Source organism: Campylobacter concisus, assembly GCF_902460715.1.
GTDB classification, from domain to species: domain Bacteria; phylum Campylobacterota; class Campylobacteria; order Campylobacterales; family Campylobacteraceae; genus Campylobacter_A; species Campylobacter_A concisus_AK.
In genome coordinates, this window is sequence record NZ_CABPUX010000003.1 from 123,152 (window position 1) to 141,398 (window position 18,247).

Annotated in this window: 16 protein-coding genes; 13 read left to right on the forward strand and 3 right to left on the reverse strand. The window is 41.2% G+C overall.

The features are described from left to right. Positions 1 to 6 precede the first annotated feature (6 nt). Positions 7 to 504 carry a thioredoxin-dependent thiol peroxidase gene (bcp, locus tag F3G91_RS09375; protein WP_072593948.1) on the reverse strand — a complete coding sequence of 166 codons (498 nt, stop codon included), beginning with the start codon at positions 502 to 504 and terminating at the stop codon, positions 7 to 9. Next, positions 501 to 704 carry a tautomerase family protein gene (locus tag F3G91_RS09380; protein ID WP_002939973.1) on the reverse strand — a complete coding sequence of 68 codons (204 nt, stop codon included), beginning with the start codon at positions 702 to 704 and terminating at the stop codon, positions 501 to 503. The genes bcp and F3G91_RS09380 overlap by 4 nt, the downstream gene beginning before the upstream one ends. Before the next feature lie 114 nt (positions 705 to 818). On the opposite strand from F3G91_RS09380, the gene F3G91_RS09385 reads away from it, so the two are divergent. Beyond that, entirely contained in the window at positions 819 to 1,223 is a 405-nt protein-coding gene (locus F3G91_RS09385) for a hypothetical protein (RefSeq protein WP_149701404.1), read from the forward strand. Here F3G91_RS09385 and F3G91_RS09390 read toward each other — a convergent pair. Beyond that, a complete protein-coding gene (locus F3G91_RS09390) occupies positions 1,220 to 4,540 on the reverse strand; it encodes a DUF748 domain-containing protein (RefSeq protein WP_149701487.1) in 3,321 nt (1,106 codons plus the stop codon). The two genes, F3G91_RS09385 and F3G91_RS09390, sit on opposite strands and share 4 nt — an antisense overlap. Before the next feature lie 175 nt (positions 4,541 to 4,715). Here F3G91_RS09390 and F3G91_RS09395 point away from each other — a divergent pair, with 175 nt between their 5' ends. The 12 genes from F3G91_RS09395 to carB all read left to right on the forward strand — a co-directional run bounded on the left by F3G91_RS09395 (position 4,716) and on the right by carB (position 18,176). Next, positions 4,716 to 6,248 (forward strand): ABC transporter substrate-binding protein, encoded by a 1,533-nt coding sequence (locus F3G91_RS09395; RefSeq protein ID WP_149701405.1) that lies wholly within the window; start codon positions 4,716 to 4,718, stop codon positions 6,246 to 6,248. A 27-nt stretch (positions 6,249 to 6,275) separates the two neighbouring features. Beyond that, on the forward strand, positions 6,276 to 7,199 hold the full coding sequence (locus F3G91_RS09400; protein ID WP_223227865.1) for an ABC transporter permease: 924 nt from the start codon (positions 6,276 to 6,278) through the stop codon (positions 7,197 to 7,199). Further along, positions 7,196 to 7,996, forward strand: coding sequence for an ABC transporter permease (locus tag F3G91_RS09405; protein WP_149701406.1), 801 nt, complete (start codon positions 7,196 to 7,198; stop codon positions 7,994 to 7,996). Before F3G91_RS09400 ends, F3G91_RS09405 begins: the two co-directional genes overlap by 4 nt. Beyond that, entirely contained in the window at positions 7,993 to 8,673 is a 681-nt protein-coding gene (locus F3G91_RS09410) for an ATP-binding cassette domain-containing protein (protein ID WP_149701407.1), read from the forward strand. Before F3G91_RS09405 ends, F3G91_RS09410 begins: the two co-directional genes overlap by 4 nt. Further along, on the forward strand, positions 8,670 to 9,419 hold the full coding sequence (locus F3G91_RS09415; protein WP_149701408.1) for an ATP-binding cassette domain-containing protein: 750 nt from the start codon (positions 8,670 to 8,672) through the stop codon (positions 9,417 to 9,419). The genes F3G91_RS09410 and F3G91_RS09415 overlap by 4 nt, the downstream gene beginning before the upstream one ends. 26 nt (positions 9,420 to 9,445) lie before the next feature. Beyond that, positions 9,446 to 10,522 (forward strand): epoxyqueuosine reductase QueH, encoded by a 1,077-nt coding sequence (locus tag F3G91_RS09420; RefSeq protein WP_149701409.1) that lies wholly within the window; start codon positions 9,446 to 9,448, stop codon positions 10,520 to 10,522. 110 nt (positions 10,523 to 10,632) lie between these two features. Beyond that, positions 10,633 to 11,079 carry a 3-hydroxyacyl-ACP dehydratase FabZ gene (gene fabZ / locus F3G91_RS09425; RefSeq protein ID WP_004317884.1) on the forward strand — a complete coding sequence of 149 codons (447 nt, stop codon included), beginning with the start codon at positions 10,633 to 10,635 and terminating at the stop codon, positions 11,077 to 11,079. Between the two features lie 24 nt (positions 11,080 to 11,103). After that, positions 11,104 to 11,892, forward strand: coding sequence for an acyl-ACP--UDP-N-acetylglucosamine O-acyltransferase (lpxA, locus tag F3G91_RS09430; protein ID WP_009295380.1), 789 nt, complete (start codon positions 11,104 to 11,106; stop codon positions 11,890 to 11,892). Further along, the gene (gene clpX / locus F3G91_RS09435) at positions 11,892 to 13,124 is read left to right on the forward strand and encodes an ATP-dependent Clp protease ATP-binding subunit ClpX (protein WP_021088133.1); all 1,233 of its coding nucleotides are present in this window, start codon (positions 11,892 to 11,894) and stop codon (positions 13,122 to 13,124) included. Before lpxA ends, clpX begins: the two co-directional genes overlap by 1 nt. 9 nt (positions 13,125 to 13,133) lie before the next feature. Beyond that, entirely contained in the window at positions 13,134 to 14,171 is a 1,038-nt protein-coding gene (locus F3G91_RS09440) for a rod shape-determining protein (protein ID WP_002939972.1), read from the forward strand. Next, positions 14,161 to 14,916: a rod shape-determining protein MreC gene (gene mreC / locus F3G91_RS09445; RefSeq protein WP_035142556.1), complete on the forward strand. Its 756-nt coding sequence runs from the start codon at positions 14,161 to 14,163 to the stop codon at positions 14,914 to 14,916. Before F3G91_RS09440 ends, mreC begins: the two co-directional genes overlap by 11 nt. Then, the gene (carB, locus tag F3G91_RS09450; RefSeq protein WP_149701410.1) at positions 14,916 to 18,176 is read left to right on the forward strand and encodes a carbamoyl-phosphate synthase large subunit; all 3,261 of its coding nucleotides are present in this window, start codon (positions 14,916 to 14,918) and stop codon (positions 18,174 to 18,176) included. The genes mreC and carB overlap by 1 nt, the downstream gene beginning before the upstream one ends. Positions 18,177 to 18,247: the final 71 nt, after the last annotated feature.

Here is an 18,247-nt window from a genome sequence, read left to right on the forward strand (position 1 = left end):
TGCTCCTTATTTTACTAGATCAGCTAGCACTTTTGCGGCGTGGTCTTTGGCTTTTACGCTTTTGTAAATTTTAACTATCTTGCCATCTTTGCCGATCACAAAGGTGCTTCTGGCGATGCCAAGATACTCTTTGCCGTAGTTTTTCTTGACCTGCCAAACGCCATAAAGCTTTGAAATTTCTTTATCCTCATCGCTTAAGAGGATGTGCTTTAAATTTTGCTTTGCGATAAAGCCCACATGCGACTTCACGCTATCTGGGCTAACGCCGATGATGACGGTGTCATTTTTGATAAACTGATCGTAGTTTGCGCTAAATTCGCAAGCCTCAGTCGTGCAGCCTGGAGTGTTGTCCTTTGGGTAGAAGTAAAGCACCACGTTTTTGCCTATAAAGTCCTTTAATGCGACCTTTACGCCGTCTTGATTTAGCGCTTCAAACTCTGGCGCCTTGTCGCCAACCTCAAGCGTTATCTTTCTTTCCATGTCTGCTTTGCTAAATTCGCTCATTTTATCCCCTTTCTTTTGTCCTCTACGCTCTCGCCGCCTACGCCGATATTGCCAGCGTCGTGAGTTTCGATAAAGATCATAACCGCCTCTTTTTTCTTGCCAAGCACTCTTACAAGCGTCTCGGTTACTTCTTTAAAAACTTGATCTTTTTGCTCTTTTGTAGGCTCTGGGCCTGCTATTTTGATATTAACATAAGGCATTTTTGCTCCTTTTTTAAGATGCAAAATATTAGCCAAAATGAGTGAAATTTCAGATTAAAGCCGTTATTTAAGAATTTGGCATTAAAATAAGCAAACTTCCAAAAGGAGCGAAAAATGGATTATAACAGGCAAAATAAGGGCTTTGTTTGCTTTATGTATGGCTTTGGACGAAGCAGGGCGGTTTATGCAGTTTTGATGATACTAATGGCGCTTTTAGCTGGCCTTTTAACACTTACTTCAAACGCTCAAGCTGACGTTTCAAATTTACAAATAGCCCTTGGCATCATACTTTGCGGTCTTTTGCTGATCCTTGTAAATCCTAAAATTTTCATCATCAAGCTAATTGGCTACTTAATCGCTTTAGCTGGCGTTATGATCGCCCTTCACAACGCAAATTTGCTGGGAGCTGATTTTAATTTATATTTTTACGCAAGCCTCATTTTTGGGGCATTTATGATGCTTATGCTTCTTAGCTGGTTTGTCTATAACGCAAGAAGCAGCGAAATAAATGAAATTTAGTTCGCCACTCCCATTAGCACGCTTGTGTAGGTGTTTTGCTTAGGCTCTGAGCTTGTTGCATCGTTTATATTTATGCGGCCAGCCTCAAGCCCAGCTTTTATAAGCGCCTCTTTTACCGCATTTGCACGCTCATTTGCAAGCTCTACTAGCTTTGCTTTATCGACCTCGATGCCCTTTAGCGCCTCTTCTCTTAAAGCTTTTTCGTTTCTATCTTTTAAATTTGGCACAAGCTCATTTAAAACTGCTATGTAGTCTTTGCCGCTTGAAGCGATGATTTGATTGATCTTTTGATCTAGTTTTTTGTTTTTATAAAAGCTCTCATCGAGTTTTGAATATGTTGGCGTTGTGCTAAGCTTCATTTTAGGTTTTGAGCCAGTTAGCTTTATAAAATCAGCTATCTTAGGCGCTTCTGAGCTTATAAGCTCGCTACTTCCAGCAAGAAAATCAATAGAGCTAAGATCTTTGCTGCCAAGTCCTAAAGCGTTGCCTAAAAATCTAAATGGAGCTAGCGTGATGTCAGCAAAGAGCTTTTTTACTGCAGCCCAGATGACGCCGCCATATTTAAAGTCAGGATCGTCTAAATTTCCCTCAACTGGCAGGTCGATGTTTATTTGATTATTTTGATCGCTAAGTATCGAGATAGCAAGCGAAAGTGGTAAATTTACAGCATCTTTTGAATCAACCTTTTCTCCAAGTGTAAGTGAGTCAAAATTTATGAAATTTGAGCCATTTAGTTTTGAGTCGGCGACGCTATAGTTTAGGTTTAAATTTAGCTTGCCTTTTTTGATCTTATAGCCCACAAACTGCCCGCTATATGGCGTTATATCAGTTAGATCGATATCTTTAAAGTCAAGCTTTATGTCGGTATTTTGCTTTAGCTCAAATGGAAAGAGTTTTGCTGTGATCTGCGCAAAGCCATTTTTACCAACCACACCTTGAAACTCGCCTGAGCTTGGGCGCTTTTTATCGATGTCAGTGAGCTTGCCATTTAGCTTTGAGATCGTTGTGGCAAATGGCATAAATAGCGATGCGTCCGAGAAATCAACCTCGCCATTTTTAAGAGAGAAGTTTTTCACGCTAAATTTTAGCTCGTCATCTTTTTTGCTAGCTGCCTTTTTGCTCTCAGGTTTTGCCTCGGTTTTAGACTTATTTTTATCCTCTTTTACGATCTGAGATAGGTTAAATTTACGCTCTTTGCTTAGATGAGCCTTTATAAATGGCGAATTTAAGCTCACTCCGCTTATAGTAAGGTCGTTTTTGGCAAATGAAATTTTTTCAAGTTCTAAGCTTTTAAAGGCGATTAGTTTTTCAGCTTTTTTGCCATTTAGCCTTATATCTTTTATGCTAACTTTTGCGTCTGCTTTGATATCTTTTGCATAGTGAAGCTGGGCATCTGCGTTCATCTGTCCGCTAGCTAGAGATGCTTCTAAAAACGGCTTTGCGTAGGCAAAATACTTTGGTAAATTTGTATCATTTAGCTTGATTTTTGCACTCACGTCAAGTGGCTCTATCTTTATCTTGGACTCAACATCCAAATTTAGCTTTTGCGAGCTCTTCATCGCCACTTTTGCGTCAAATGGCTTGCTAAAATCGCTACTTAAATTTGCTACTTTTACAAAAAGATTATCAAATTTATGAGCGATCTTTTCGCCTTCAAAAAGATGCGTCAAAGCGATATCTGCGTTATTTACACTTATATTTTTTACATCAAATTTAAACTCATTTTCTTTGCTTTTTGAAGCGCTTTTATTTTCAGCCTTTTTCTCCACTTTTTTAGTGTGTTTTGCCGCCTTTGTAGCTTTTGCGCTCTGCTCGCCAAATCCTAGCTCACTTACAGCGCTTAGACCATTGTCGTTTAGTTCAGAAGTAAATTTAGGCTTATTAACATCGACACTAGCGATATTTAGAGCCATTTTTAAAAGATCAAAGCTTATGCTCTTTATCGCCACATCAGCGACGCTTGCTATATCTTTATTTTTTGCTTTAAGCTCTATGTTTTTTACATTTAGCTCATCAAGGCTCGCAAGGCTCTTGTTGCCATCCATTGTAAAGCTTGTATTTGTCACGCCAGCGCTTGCTACATTTGCATTTGCACTTTTGCTAAGTGGCGCATTGATGCCATTTAGCGCCATTTTTTCAAGCGTTAGCGCGGTTTTGTTATTTGCTAAATTTAGATTTAAATTTGAAGCATTTATATCTTTTAAATTTGCTAAATTCTTATCTGCTTCATCTATTTTAAGAGCGTTTGCACCTACGCTTTTTAGCTTGGCTGTGGCGTTTAGCTCGCTCTTTTCATTTAAATTTGCAAGAAGCGAGATATCACTTAAATTTAGTGATTTTACGCTTGCAGAGGTAGCATTTTTAAAAGAGATATCATTTAAATTTATAGCGCTTAAATTTAGCGCAGCCTCCGTTTTATCCGCTATCTTGCTAACAAGATCAAATTTTGGAAGCTCTAGCTCACCAAGGCTAAGCGCGTTTGCGCCTTCATCAAGGCTTAGTCCTTTTACATTTAAAAAGCCATCTTTTAAATTTATCCCAGTTGCGTTTTCATCGGCTTTTAAAGCGTAGTTTATCTTTAAGTTTATAATGGCATTTTTAAGATTTAACGTGTCATTATCGATAAAACTTATCGCAACTGGCTTTATGCTAAAGTCCTTTATGCTGACGTTACCCTCTATTTTTAGTGGATTTAGCTTGATATCGCCATTTAGATCGATCTTGTGCGCTAGGCTTGAGTTTGAGTCAAAGATGTGACTACCTGCGCTATTTTTCTTCGTATTTAGCGAGCTAAGCTCGTAGTTTATATCATCAAAACTTACGTTAAATGGCTTTGTTAAATTTTGATCGCTATATGAAAATGAGCCTTTGATGATTTTTGCGTTATTTAGCGCAAAATTTATCGAGCTAGTGCTGTTATCTTCGCTAGTTGCGTTATCATCGCTTATAAAATTGCTAAAGTTAAAATTTGCCTTTTTATCTCTTGTGATCTTTACTTTTGGCTCATCTAGCCTAAAAATGTCTATCTCAACTAGCTTTTTAAATATAGAAAATGGTTTTAGTTTAAGGTCGATCTGCTTCGTGCTAAAAAGCGGCGAAGTGGTGTTTAGCTCGGCATTTGTAGCGTTTAGCTCAAAGGTAAATGGGTTAAATTTAGCATCACTTACAAAAAGCGTTGCGTTGTAGTCTTTTAGGTATTTTGGCACGATATTTTTGATAGCATAAGGCAGACCAAAAAAGCCAAGAAGCGTGTAGATAAGCAAAAATGAAACTATGCAGATGCCAGTGATCAGGGCTATTTTTTTCTTTTTATTCATTGTGAAATTTACCTTTTTGTCAGCTAAAATGAGCCTTGATTTTACTTTAAAAAAGGTTAAAAGATAGTTAGAAATTTCAAATTTTTTATACATTGAATTTACATTTATCTTAATAATACTTTTATGCATTTCGTATTACCATTCGTCAAATATTTTTTAAACAAAGGAGCGAGTGATGAAGAGATTTTTGGCTTTATTGTTTTTGTTGTTTTCTGCCTTTGCTTATGCAAATGAAAATGCCGTTGTAGTCGCTATCGAGGAGCAAACACCTCGTATAAATCCACTCTACGACGAGGATCACGATCCTACGCTTTCGCTGGTTTTCTCTGGTCTTACTAGCCACGATGAAAATAGCCATGTAGTGCCAGAGCTTGCGAAGTCTTGGCAGGTGAGCGAAGATGGCTTGGAGTATGTTTTTGAGCTAAGAGATGATGCTTTTTGGCATGACGGGGTGAAATTTAGCGCAAAGGACGTTAAATTTACCATCGAAGCGGCTCAAGACAAGAAGCTAAACGCGCCTGCTATCTCAAACTACGAGGTGGTAAAAAGCGTTGAAATTTTAGGCGAATATAAAGTCAAGATCACGCTTAGTGAGCCTTTTCCGCCGTTTCTTGACGCACTTAGTTTTGGCGTTTTGCCTGAGCACATTTTAAAGGGCAAAGATATCGCGACTGATAAATTTAATGACGCACCTATCGGCACTGGTGCATACAAGCTTGTAAAATGGAAAAAAGATGAGAGTTTGGAGTTTGTGGCAAATGATAAATTCTATAAAGGCGAGCCAAAGATAAAAAAGGTATTTTTTAAGATCGTCGGCGATGAAAATTTAAGACTTGTTGGACTAAAAAGCGGTGAGATCGACGTCGCGCTCATCTCTCCAACTGGGGTAAATTTCATAAAAGATGATAAAAAACTTAGCTTGCTTAAATTTAAGAGCGCAGACTACAGGGCTTTGATGTTTAACCTTGAAGATCCTATCTTTCAAGATAAAAATGTAAGAATAGCCCTAAACTACGCGGTTAATAAAGATAAGATCGTTAAAAGCTTATTTCACGGATATGCAAGCGTAGCGAATAATCCGATAGAAAAAAGCTTTGCAAATGACAGCGAGTTTAAATTCAGCTACGATTCGCAAAAGGCCAAAGAGCTACTTGAAAAGAGCGGCTTTAAGAAAAACAAGGCTGGCTTTTTTGAAAAGGACGGCAAGGAGCTTGGCTTTGACATCTACGCCTTTAATAACGACGTCTTAAGGGTCAATCTAGCCAAAATTTTAAGTAGTGAGTTTGAGAAATTTGGCGTAAGAGCCAAAGCCTACGCAAAGCCAAGAACAGCCTTTAGCATAAGCAAGGTAGATAGCTTTGTTATCGGCTGGGGAAGCCCGTTTGATCCGGACTTTCACACATATAGAATTTTTGGCGGATTTGCCGATGTGAGCGTAAATGAAAATGGCTGGAATTTTAGCCACTACAAGGACGCAAAAGTCGATCTTGCCCTAAAAAACGCGAGATATACAAAGGACGTGGAGCTTAGGAAAAAATACTACAAAGAATTTCTAAAAGCGCTTTTTGAAAATCCACCTTACATTTTTATAGCCTATCTTGACTATCCGCTCGTTTTTAACAACAAAATTTCAGGCATAAAGACGCAAATTTTAGGCCACCATGGGGCTGGATTTTTATGGAACATAAGAGAGTGGCAAGTAAAATAGTGGATAAAAACTTTGTTTAGAGCCATTTTGAAAACAGCGATCTCAAGCCTTGGGTTGCTGTTTTTTATCTCATTTTTTCTATTTTTGCTCATATATTTTTTGCCAGGCAATGTCACTGATGCGATGTTTTTGCGAAGTGAGGCGGTGAGCGTGGCTATAAAAGAGCAAATTTTAGAAAATTTGGGGCTAAAAGATGGCTTTTTTGTGCAGTATTTTAGATGGCTAGCTCACTTTGTTACTGGGGACTTTGGCACTAGTTTTGTAAGTGGGGCAAGCGTTTTTTTACTCATTAAAGAGAGACTTTTAAACTCGCTTATTTTGTTTTTTGCCTCATTTTTTCTGATAGTTTTTTTGTCCTTTTTTTTGGGGCTTTTAAGCGCCATTTATAAGAATAAATTTGCCGATATCTTTATAAACTTTAGCTCCTTTTTGCTAGCTTCATTGCCACATTTTTACGTAGCACTCGTGCTAATAGCCATCTTTAGCGTCTATCTAAACGTGCTACCAAGCTCTGGCGCAAACGAGCTAGGCTCTAGCGGAGTAGGGGCTAAATTTATCATCTTGCCAACGCTTGCCATCATCTTGCCACACCTTGGCGCAAACGTGAAATTTGTAAGAGACAGGCTAAATCAAAGCCTAAACGCTGACTTTATCCAGACGGCTCACGCTAGAGGTTTGGGGCGGGGCAAAATTTATCTCTTTGCGATAAAGCACGCAAGCACCGATATAGTCTATTATTTCGCAACCCTTGTAGCTGGCGTTTTTGCTGGCTCATACGTCATTGAGAGCATTTTTTCATTTCCAGGCATTGGCAAGCTTAGCCTTGATGCAGTCATCGCCAAAGACTATCCAGTCGCACTTGCAACCATTTTGCTAACGGCTGTTTTTGTCGTTTTTGCAAATTTGCTAGCAAAAATTTTTGCTATCTTGGCAGATAAGAGAAATTTATGAGAAAAGTCATATTTTTCCTAGCCTGTTTTGTCTTTTTGTCGCTTGTCACATTTGCCTTTGTGACACCATTTTTTTCTAAATTTGAGCCAAATTTCACTGACTTTATGGCGGTAAATTTAGCTCCAAGTAGCGAGCATATCTTTGGCACTGATATCCTTGGTAGAGACAATCTCATAAGAGTGGCCTACGCGCTTAAAAACTCGCTTCTTGTTTTGCTATTAGCTGGCTTTTTAACGACGCTTTTCTCGCTCATATACGCATATTTTGGCACGAGCAAGAGCAAGGTTTGTGAGAGCCTTTTTGATAAGGGACTTGATGCTTTTTTAAGCATACCAAACATCGTTTTCATCATGCTTTTTAGCTCATTTAGTAGCGGAGATCTGCTCATAACCTCTTTTATCATCGCCATTTGCTCGTTTATGCAGGGCGCAAAAGTCTTTATGCAAAATTTAAGACTTAGTAAAAAGTGCGACTACGCCGAGCAAGCTGTGATAAATGGAGCTAGTAAATTTAGCCTTATCTGCTTTGAAATTTTGCCAAATTTAAAGCATCTAATAGTTAGCATCTTTGGCATAAACGCGATAAACGCGGTCGTCATGGAGGCTACGCTTGGCTTTTTTGGCGTGGGTAGCGACGCAAATAAAATAAGCCTTGGCATCATGCTAAATGAGAGCAAAGAGGCGCTTTTTCTTGGCTCTTGGTGGATGGTGCTCTTCCCTGGCGTGACGCTCTTTTTGCTCATCCTTGCAACCTCGATCATCACGTCAAATTCAAAAAATGGCAATATAAAAATATGATAGAGATTAAAAATTTAAACGTTTTTTATAAGGATAAGAAGCTTTTGCGAGAGCTTGATTTTGCCATGGGAGAGGGTAAATTTATAGGTATCACAGGTGCAAGTGGCAGTGGCAAATCGCTCTTTGCAAAGAGCTTAATAAGGCTTTTTGATGATGAATTTAGAGTGAGGGCAGATAAATTTAGCATTTATAAAAAAGATATCTTAAAACTTAGTCAAAATGAGCTAAAAGAACACCGAAAAAAGGTCGCCGCGCTCATCTTTCAAAACTCCGTTGCAAGCCTTCATCCGCTTTTAAATGTGGGCGATCACTTTAACGCCTATCTTGGCGGCGATAATAAATCAAATAAAGAGCTTGCATTTGCTTATTTTAGGGAGTTTGGGCTGGGTAATGCAAATCTCATCTGGCACAAATACTCATACGAGCTAAGTGGCGGCGAGGCGAGCCGTGTGCAGATCGCTCTTGCGCTTTGTTTAAAGCCAAAAATTTTAATCTGCGACGAGATAACAAGCGGGCTTGATAGCATTAGCGGTAGCCATGTGGCGGGCATCTTGGAGAGCCTAAAGGGTAAGATGAGCGTCGTTTTTATCTCGCACGATGAGGCGCTAACAAACTATCTTAGTGATGAGATTTGGCAGATGAGAGATGGGCGGCTAAATTTAAAGGAAAATGCGTGAAAATCAGGCTTGAAAACGTCTCAAAAAGTTTAAGTTTTAAGGAGCATTTTAACGCTAGAGCTGAAGTTTTACACCTTTTAGAGGGGATAAGTTGCGAGCTTGATGATGGCGAAAATTTAGCCATTTTAGGGCAAAGTGGCAGTGGCAAAAGCACGCTTGCAAAGCTTATATCATTTAGTGAGCCAAAAAGTGGGGGCAAAATTTATATAAATAATGAAGAGATCACGGACAAAAATGAGCTAAAAAAAGATATCAGATATATCTTGCAAAACCAAAAACAAGCCCTAAATCCAGCGCTAAAAGTAAAAACTGCCATCGCTCACGCGAGGTCGTATCTTAAGCTTAGCTTTAGCGAAAATGAGCTCAAAGAGCTTCTGGCAAATTTAAATTTAAAAGATGAAATTTTAGAAAAATATCCGTCACAGCTAAGCGGCGGCGAGGCGACAAGGGTTGGGATACTGCTAGCGCTTCTTTCAAAGCCAAAAGTCCTAATCTGCGACGAGATAACAAGCGGACTTGACAACGAGACGAAGCAAAAGATCATAAATTTGCTTTTAAGCTTGGATGAAAAGATCAGCATTATCTTTATCACGCACGATATCTTAAGTGCGATGAAGATAGCGCAAAAGGTGCTAATAATCGAATCTGGCAAGCAAGTGGCGTGGGGTAAATTTGAAGATCTTGCAAGCCAAAATGTCCTTAAAAAATACCTCGATGCAGCTAAATTTTATGAGGCCAAACTTTGATATAATGCAAGCAAAAAAGGTCAAATTTGCTAGTTCATATCTGCTGCTCGGTCGATAGCCACTATTTTTTACAGCGCCTACGAAAAGATCATCCAAATGAGCGAATAGTAGGCTATTTTTATGATCCAAACATACATCCATATAGCGAATTTTTACTGCGTTTTGAGGACGTGAAGCGAAGCTGCGAGAAGCTAGGCATCAAGCTAATATGTGGCGAATACGACTACGAAGCGTGGCTTGGTGGCACAAAGGGGCTTGAAGATGAGCCAGAAAAGGGCAAAAGGTGCGAGTACTGCTTTGATTTTCGTATGAAAGACTCAGCTAAAAAGGCGCTAGATCTTGGTCTAAATAAGATCACAACGACACTTTTAATGAGCCCAAAAAAGGACTTTTCTCAGCTTAAAAAGGCGCTTGATGAGGCGGTGGCTGGCTCAAATTTAGAAGCCGTTGCGGTTGATTATAGAAAAAATGGCGGCACAAGCGAGCAGTTTATCCTCGCTAAAAAGGACAAGCTCTATCACCAAAACTACTGTGGCTGCGTCTTTGCGCTAAAAAAACAGCGAGACTCGCAAAATTTACCCCAAAGTGAGCTGATGAGCGAGCTGCACGCAAGGGCACTTTATGGCAGCATAGAAGCTAGACTTGAGCTTTACAAAAAGGTGCGCCTTTGCGAGGCGAGAGGAGAGAAATTTCACCTTTTTAGAAGGCGGTTTTTAAACTACAGACTTTTGCGTGCTAGTGTTAAATTTGAAGCAGTTGTGGTGCCAAGCTACTTTGTGCTCTACTCTGGCTTTAAAAGAGAGAATTTAAAGCTTAACGTAGAGCGCGACTGCGAGATCGATGATGAGCTAAAAGAAGGCACGATATTTATGAGCATAGAGCGCTTTAATAAATTTACAAATAGCAAATTTAAAAGCGTTGATGAGCTTTGCAAAAGGCCGCTTGAGCTTGACGCCGAGATGAAATTTCGCCGTGATATAAGCGGGGAGTTTTCGCAAAATCCTATCATCATCTTAGACGAGGTCAAAAAGGGCAGCTACGAAATTTACGCAAAGGCTGTTTTTTACAACGACAGCGAAGAAATTTTGGTTTTAGAGAGCTAAATTTAGACCCATTAAGGCTAAATTTCAGAGATTTTAAAAGAGACTAATAATTTTTTTCTTAGTATAAATTTGTTACAATCTGCCAAAATTTACATTACTAAGGCTAAAACGTGATAGACGTCGTAGAAATTCAAAAAATTCTCCCACATAGATTTCCTTTTTTGCTTATCGATAGAGTTGTCGAGCTAGAGCCTGCAAAAAACATCGTCGCTTATAAAAATGTAACTATTGGCGAGCCGATATTTCAGGGGCACTTCCCAGGTCACCCGATCTATCCTGGTGTGATGATCATTGAAGGCATGGCGCAAGCTGGCGGCGTGCTAGCGTTTAAGAGTATGAGCGACGAACATCAAGCTGGTATCGAGAACAAAGTGGTCTATTTTATGAGCATAGACGGAGCGAAATTTCGCCATCCAGTCCGCCCTGGAGATAGGCTAGAGTATAGATTAAATGTATTAAAACATAAAGGCAATATTTGGGTGCTCGAGGGCAAAGCATATGTTGATGATGTGCTATGCGCCGAGGCTGAACTAAAAGCGATGATAGTCGATAAATAGGCTTTTGCTTAAAAAAGAGAGACAATGAAAAATATCCACCAAACAGCAGTTATAGAAGATGGAGCGATCATTGGAGATGACGCAAATATCGAGGCTTACGCATTTGTAAGTAAGGATGCGGTTCTTGGCAACAACGTCACGATAAAACAAGGTGCAAGGGTGCTTGGCAAGACGAGGATCGGCGATAACTCTCGTGTTTTTAGCTACGCGATCGTGGGCGACATCCCGCAAGATATCAGCTATAAAGATGAGGTCGATACTGGCGTCATCATCGGCGAGCACGCAACTATACGTGAGTTTTGCACGATAAACTCAGGCACGCACAAGGGCGATGGTATAACAAGGATCGGCGATAACGCCTTTATCATGGCATATTCTCACATCGCACACGACTGCATAATAGGTAGCAACGTCATTTTGGCAAATAACGCAACTCTAGCTGGTCACGTTGAGCTTGGCGACTACGCTGTTGTGGGCGGTCTTACGCCTATTCACCAGTTTGTTAGAGTGGGTGAGAGCTGCATGGTCGCGGGGGCTAGTGCGCTCAGCCAAGATGTAGTGCCATTTTGCCTAGCTGAGGGCAACAGAGCCTATATAAGAAGCTTAAATTTAGTGGGCATTAGGCGTAGATTTGACAAAGAGCAGGTTGAAGAGCTTGTTCGCGCTTATAAATTTTTGTTTAATCAAGGCATCAGCCTAAAAGATCAAGCAAACGAGCTGATAGCAAAAACCAGCGACGAAAACGTAAAGAAAATGTGTAAATTTATATTAGAAACGACAAGAGGAATTCCGCTTGCAAAAGGAAGAGATTAATGGCTAGAAAGTGTAATTTTTGTGGCGAAGCTGAGTCTGCTGAGAGAAGATTATTAGCAGATATCGAAGGAAACGCCTATATATGCGAGTACTGTATAGCAGCAGCATACGATATGATACATGGTGATACAAGTGTAGAAGAGAGTAAAAACGATGAGGCGATAGAGTATCAAAAGCTCACACCAAAGGAGCTAAAAGCGGTACTTGATAACTACGTGATCGGTCAAGATAGGGCTAAAAAGGTCTTTAGCGTCGGCGTATATAACCACTATAAGAGAATTTTTAAACAAAGCGACATCAAAGACGACACTGAAATTTCAAAGTCAAACATCTTGCTTGTTGGTCCAACTGGAAGCGGCAAGACGTTGATGGCTCAGACTTTGGCGAGATTTCTTGACGTTCCTATCGCGATTTGCGACGCGACAAGCCTAACTGAGGCTGGATATGTCGGCGAGGACGTTGAAAATATCCTTACAAGGCTCTTGCAAGCTGCAAATGGCGACGTGAAAAAGGCGGAGCAGGGCATTGTATTTGTCGATGAGATCGATAAGATCGCTAGAATGAGCGAAAACAGAAGCATTACAAGAGATGTCTCAGGTGAGGGCGTGCAGCAAGCGCTTTTAAAGATCATCGAAGGTAGCGTCGTAAATATCCCACCAAAAGGCGGCAGAAAGCATCCAAATCAAGACTTCATTCAGATAGATACGACAAATATCTTATTTGTTTGCGGCGGTGCATTTGACGGACTTCTTGATATCATCGAGCGCAGAGTTGGTAAAAACGTACTTGGCTTTAACCAAGAAAAACGTGGCAAAAACGAAAAAGAAAATTTACTAAGCCTGCTTGAGCCAGACGATCTTGTAAAATATGGCCTCATCCCAGAGCTCATCGGCAGACTTCACGTGGTTGCTACTTTAAATGAGATAACAAAAGAGGATATGGTTAAAATTTTGACCGAGCCAAAAAATGCGATATTAAAACAATATCAAAAGCTCTGTGCGATCGACGGCGCTACGCTTAAATTTGACGATGAAGCGCTTGAAGAGATAGCGAGCCTTGCTATCGAGCGAAAGACTGGGGCAAGAGGGCTTAGAAGCATAATGGAAGAGCTCATGACAGATATAATGTATGATCTGCCAGAGCTAAAAGACTACGATATCGTGATCTCAAAAGAGACGGTAAAAGATAAGGCAAAGCCGATTTTGGTAAAGCACAATAAATTAACAGCGTAAAGGAAATAGATGTTTTTAGATCAGGTTATAGGTTTTTTCTCAAGTGATATGGGTATAGATTTAGGTACGGCAAATACTTTGGTTTTGGTAAAAGATAAGGGAATAATCATAAATGAACCATCAGTTGTTGCAGTAAGACGTGAGAAATATGGAAAACAAAAAATTCTAGCAGTCGGCCACGCTGCAAAAGAGATGGTGGGAAAAACTCCTGGCGACATCGAGGCGATAAGACCGATGAGAGATGGCGTTATCGCGGACTTTGACATGACAGAGAGGATGATACGCTACTTTATAGAAAAGACTCATAGAAGGAAAAATTTCTTACGCCCAAGGATCATCATCTCAGTTCCTTACGGACTTACTCAGGTTGAGAGAAAGGCTGTTAGAGAGAGCGCGCTAAGTGCTGGTGCAAGAGAGGTATTTTTGATAGAAGAGCCTATGGCAGCAGCTATTGGTGCAAATTTACCAGTTCGCGAGCCACAAGGCAACCTTGTAGTGGATATCGGCGGTGGTACGACTGAGATCGGTGTCGTCTCACTTGGCGGTCTGGTAATATCAAAATCTATCCGCACAGCTGGCGATAAGATAGATAGCAGCATAGTTAATTACATAAAAGAAAAATACAACTTACTAATAGGCGAGAGAACAGGCGAGGAGATAAAGATCGCTGTGGGCTCTGCTGTTCAGCTTGAAAAAGAGCTAAGTGTAGTGGTAAAAGGACGCGACCAAGTGAGCGGTCTTTTAAGCAGGGTTGAGCTAACGAGCGAGGATGTGAGAGAGGCGATGAGAGAGCCACTAAAAGAGATCGCAGATGCGCTAAAAACCGTGCTTGAGATGATGCCGCCTGATCTTGCTGGCGATATCGTGGAGACTGGTATCGTGCTAACTGGCGGTGGAGCGCTTATTAGAGGGCTTGACAAGTTCTTATCTGATATCGTTAAGCTTCCAGTATTTGTAGCTGATGAGCCGCTTCTTGCTGTTGCTAGAGGCACAGGCAAGGCACTTCAAGAGATCGGACTTTTACAACAGCTAACAAATGAAGAGTAAAATTGTTCTTTTTGTTTTTATAGCGTTGCTTGCTGGCGCCTCGATGTTTAAGGGCGAAATTTTAAGCAACATCTCTATCAAATTTAGCAACTACGCTATAAATTCATACGACAATTTTGCCAAAAGCGTGAAAGATTATATAAACGAATATTTTAGGCAGGCTAGTGAGATAGAAAAACTAAGAGCGCAAAACAAAGAGTTAGAGCGCTCAGCCACGCTTCTATCTACTTTTGCAAACGAGCTAAATCAAATTTTAAAAGATAAAAACTCAACTGCCTACGCCCCAGCCGTAAAGCTAGTAAAAGGTCTTAGTTACGTGCATATCGGGGATTATAATAAAATTTGGATAAGCGAGTTTGAAGGATACGACCCAAATAAAATTTACGGGCTCATCTATCAAGGAAGCAGCGCTGGCATCGTCATCGCAAAAGACGGCAAGCCACTAGCTTATTTACAAAATGACCCAAAAAGTATATTTGCCGTATATATAGGAAATGAGAAAATTCCAGGCGTCGCGCATGGAAATCAAGGCCAAATAATGGTGAAATTTATCCCACAATGGCTCAGCCCAAAAGAGGGCGATGAGGTCTTTACGAGCGGGCTTGACGGGATATTTTTTAGTGGGGTGCCAGTAGGGCGCGTGAGTAAAATTTTAAAAGAGAGCTCCTATCAAAGCGTGATAGTTGAGCCCTATGCGAAGCTAAACATACCAAACTACCTATACGTTGTAACAAAGGAAAAATGATGCCAAAAAGAACAGATATAAATACCATTTTGCTAATCGGCTCAGGCCCTATCGTCATCGGTCAAGCCTGCGAATTTGACTACTCAGGCACGCAAGCAGCCAAGACGCTAAAAGAGCTTGGATACCGCGTAGTGCTTATCAACTCAAACCCAGCCACCATCATGACTGACCCAAATTTCGCCGACGCAACGTATATCGAGCCTATCACAAAAGATAGCATTTTAAAGATCATCGAAAAAGAAAAGATTGACGCCATTTTGCCAACTATGGGCGGTCAAGTGGCGCTAAACGCCGCTATGGAGGTCTTTGAGAGCGGACTTTTAAAGGATGTAAAATTTCTAGGTGCAAACCCAGAAGCGATAAAAAAAGGCGAAGATAGACAAATTTTTAAAGCGACCATGCAAAAGATCGGCATGGATTTGCCTGAGAGTAGATATGCTTATAACATGGACGACGCGCTAAATGCAGCAAATGAGATAGGCTTTCCGCTCATCATAAGAGCTAGCTACACACTTGGCGGCGCAGGAAGTGGCGTGGCTTATAATATGGATGAGTTTAAAGAGCTAGCCAACACTGGCCTTGACGCAAGCCCGATACATGAAATTTTGATAGAAGAGAGTTTGCTTGGTTGGAAAGAGTACGAGATGGAGGTCATCAGAGATAGAAATGACAACTGCATCATCGTCTGCTCGATCGAGAATTTCGACCCAATGGGCGTGCATACAGGCGATAGCATCACAGTCGCACCAGCACTCACACTCACAGATAAAGAGTATCAGGCTATGCGTGACGCTAGTTTTGCCATACTTCGTGAGATCGGCGTTGATACGGGCGGCAGCAACGTGCAGTTTGCCATAGACCCAAAAACGGGCCGCATGATCGTTATCGAGATGAACCCACGTGTTAGCCGAAGCTCAGCACTAGCAAGTAAAGCCACTGGCTATCCGATCGCAAAGGTCGCGACACTTCTAGCAGTTGGGTTTAGCCTAGATGAGATCAAAAACGACATAACTGGCACGCCTGCTAGTTTTGAGCCGGTGATTGATTACATCGTGACAAAGATCCCGCGCTTTACATTTGAGAAATTTCCAGGATCAAACCCATATCTAGGCACTGCGATGAAGTCAGTCGGTGAGGTCATGGCGATAGGTAGGACATTTAAGGAGAGTATCCAAAAGGCGCTTTGCAGCCTAGAGCGCGATCTTTGCGGATTTAACAGCCTTAGCCTAGAGAAAAACGCTTTGATTTATGGCATCAGAAATGCAAATGAGAGAAGAATTTTATATCTAGCGCAAGCCTTTAGAGATGGCTTTAGCGTGGCTGAGGTGCATGAGTTTAGCAAGATCGACCCTTGGTTTTTGGAGCAAATTTACGAGATAGTTAAATTTGAAGATAAGATCGACATGGATATCTTAAACAATGAAGAGCTACTGCGAGAGGCCAAAAGTATGGGCTTTTCAGACAAGATGATAGCTGTGCTTATAAATGAAAAAGACGATCTTGAGCTTAGCCAAAATGATATCTATTTTGCTAGACAAAAGCTTGGCATCGAGCTTGAATACAACGAGGTCGATACTTGCGCGGGCGAGTTTAAGGCACTAACACCATATCTTTACTCAACCACAAATATCACTAAATTTCCTAAAAAAGAGCTAGCAAAAGATGCTAAAAAGGTGATGATAATAGGCGGCGGTCCAAACAGGATAGGCCAGGGCATAGAGTTTGACTACTGCTGCGTGCATGCAAGCTACGCCCTAAGAGACCTTGGCATAAAGACGATAATGTATAACTGCAACCCAGAAACCGTCTCAACCGACTACGACACGAGCGATATTTTGTACTTTGAGCCGATCGATTTTGAGCACGTTAGATCAGTTATCGAGCGCGAAATGCCAGATGGCGTGATCGTGCATTTTGGAGGTCAAACTCCGCTTAAATTTGCAAAACGCCTAAGCGTGATCGGCGCTAAGATCATCGGCACAACCGCAAGAGTGATCGACGTGGCCGAGGATAGAAAGAAATTTAGCGAATTTATAAATAAAATAGGCGTCCTTCAGCCTAAAAATGACACCGCTACTAGCCTAGAAGAAGCCTTGCAAAAGGCCGCGACTATCGGCTATCCAGTGCTTGTTCGTCCAAGCTACGTTTTAGGCGGCAGGGCGATGAGAAGGGTGCATAACGAGAGCGAGCTAAAAGAGTATATGAGCGAGGCAGTAAAGGTTAGCAACCATTCACCAGTGCTACTTGATAAATTTTTACAAGATGCAAAAGAGCTCGACGTAGACGCGATATGTGACGGCAAAGAGGTCTATATAGGCGCGATAATGGAGCACATCGAGGAGGCTGGAATTCACTCTGGTGACTCAGCTTGCATACTGCCACCGATGAGCTTAAGCGATGAGATGATAAAAAAAGTGGAGAAGCAAACCAGAGATATCGCACTAAATTTAGGCGTTGTTGGCCTTATGAATATCCAGTTTGCTATCTATGAAAATGAGCTTTATATGATCGAGGTAAATCCTCGCGCAAGTAGGACTGTACCGTTTGTGAGCAAGGCTACTGGCGTGCCTATGGCAAAGGTAGCTACAAGAGTTATGTGGCAGGGAAATTTACGTGAGGCGCTTAAATTTTATGATGATTATAGAGTTGTTTATGAGGACGGCGACATCCTAAAACCTCGCGTAAGTTCGCATGTTTGTGTAAAAGAGTGCGTGTTGCCATTTAACAAGCTAAGTGGCGCCGATCTCATCCTTGGCCCTGAGATGAAGAGCACGGGCGAGGTCATGGGCATAAGCCACGACTTTGCAAGCTCATTTGCAAAGAGCCAGATCGCTGCTAGCAACACTTTGCCAAGCAAAGGCAGGGTATTTTTAACGCTAGCTGACGCTGATAAATCTTACGCGCCTGATCTTGCAAAAGAGCTAATAGCGCTTGGTTTTAGCATCGTTGCAACTGGCGGTACGCATAAAATTTTAAGCGAAGCTGGCGTAGAGGCTGAGTTTGTCTATAAGATAAGCGAGGGCAGACCAAACGTCGAAGATAGACTAAAAAATGGCGATATAGCACTTGTTATAAACACAAGCGATACAAAATCAAGCGTAGATGATGGCAAAAAGATCCGCCAAAATGTACTTAGATTTAAAATCCCTTACTTCACAACTATCCGTGCAGCACTCGCAGCTGCTAAGTCGCTAAGCACAGTTCAAACTGGCAAAGCACTTGAAGTAAAAAGCTTACAAGAGTATCTAAGTGAGAAATGAACCAAAAAGAGTGCGTAGTAGAAGCGTTGGCTAACCTTGGTGGCATGGCAACGCTTTTTGATCTCTATCAT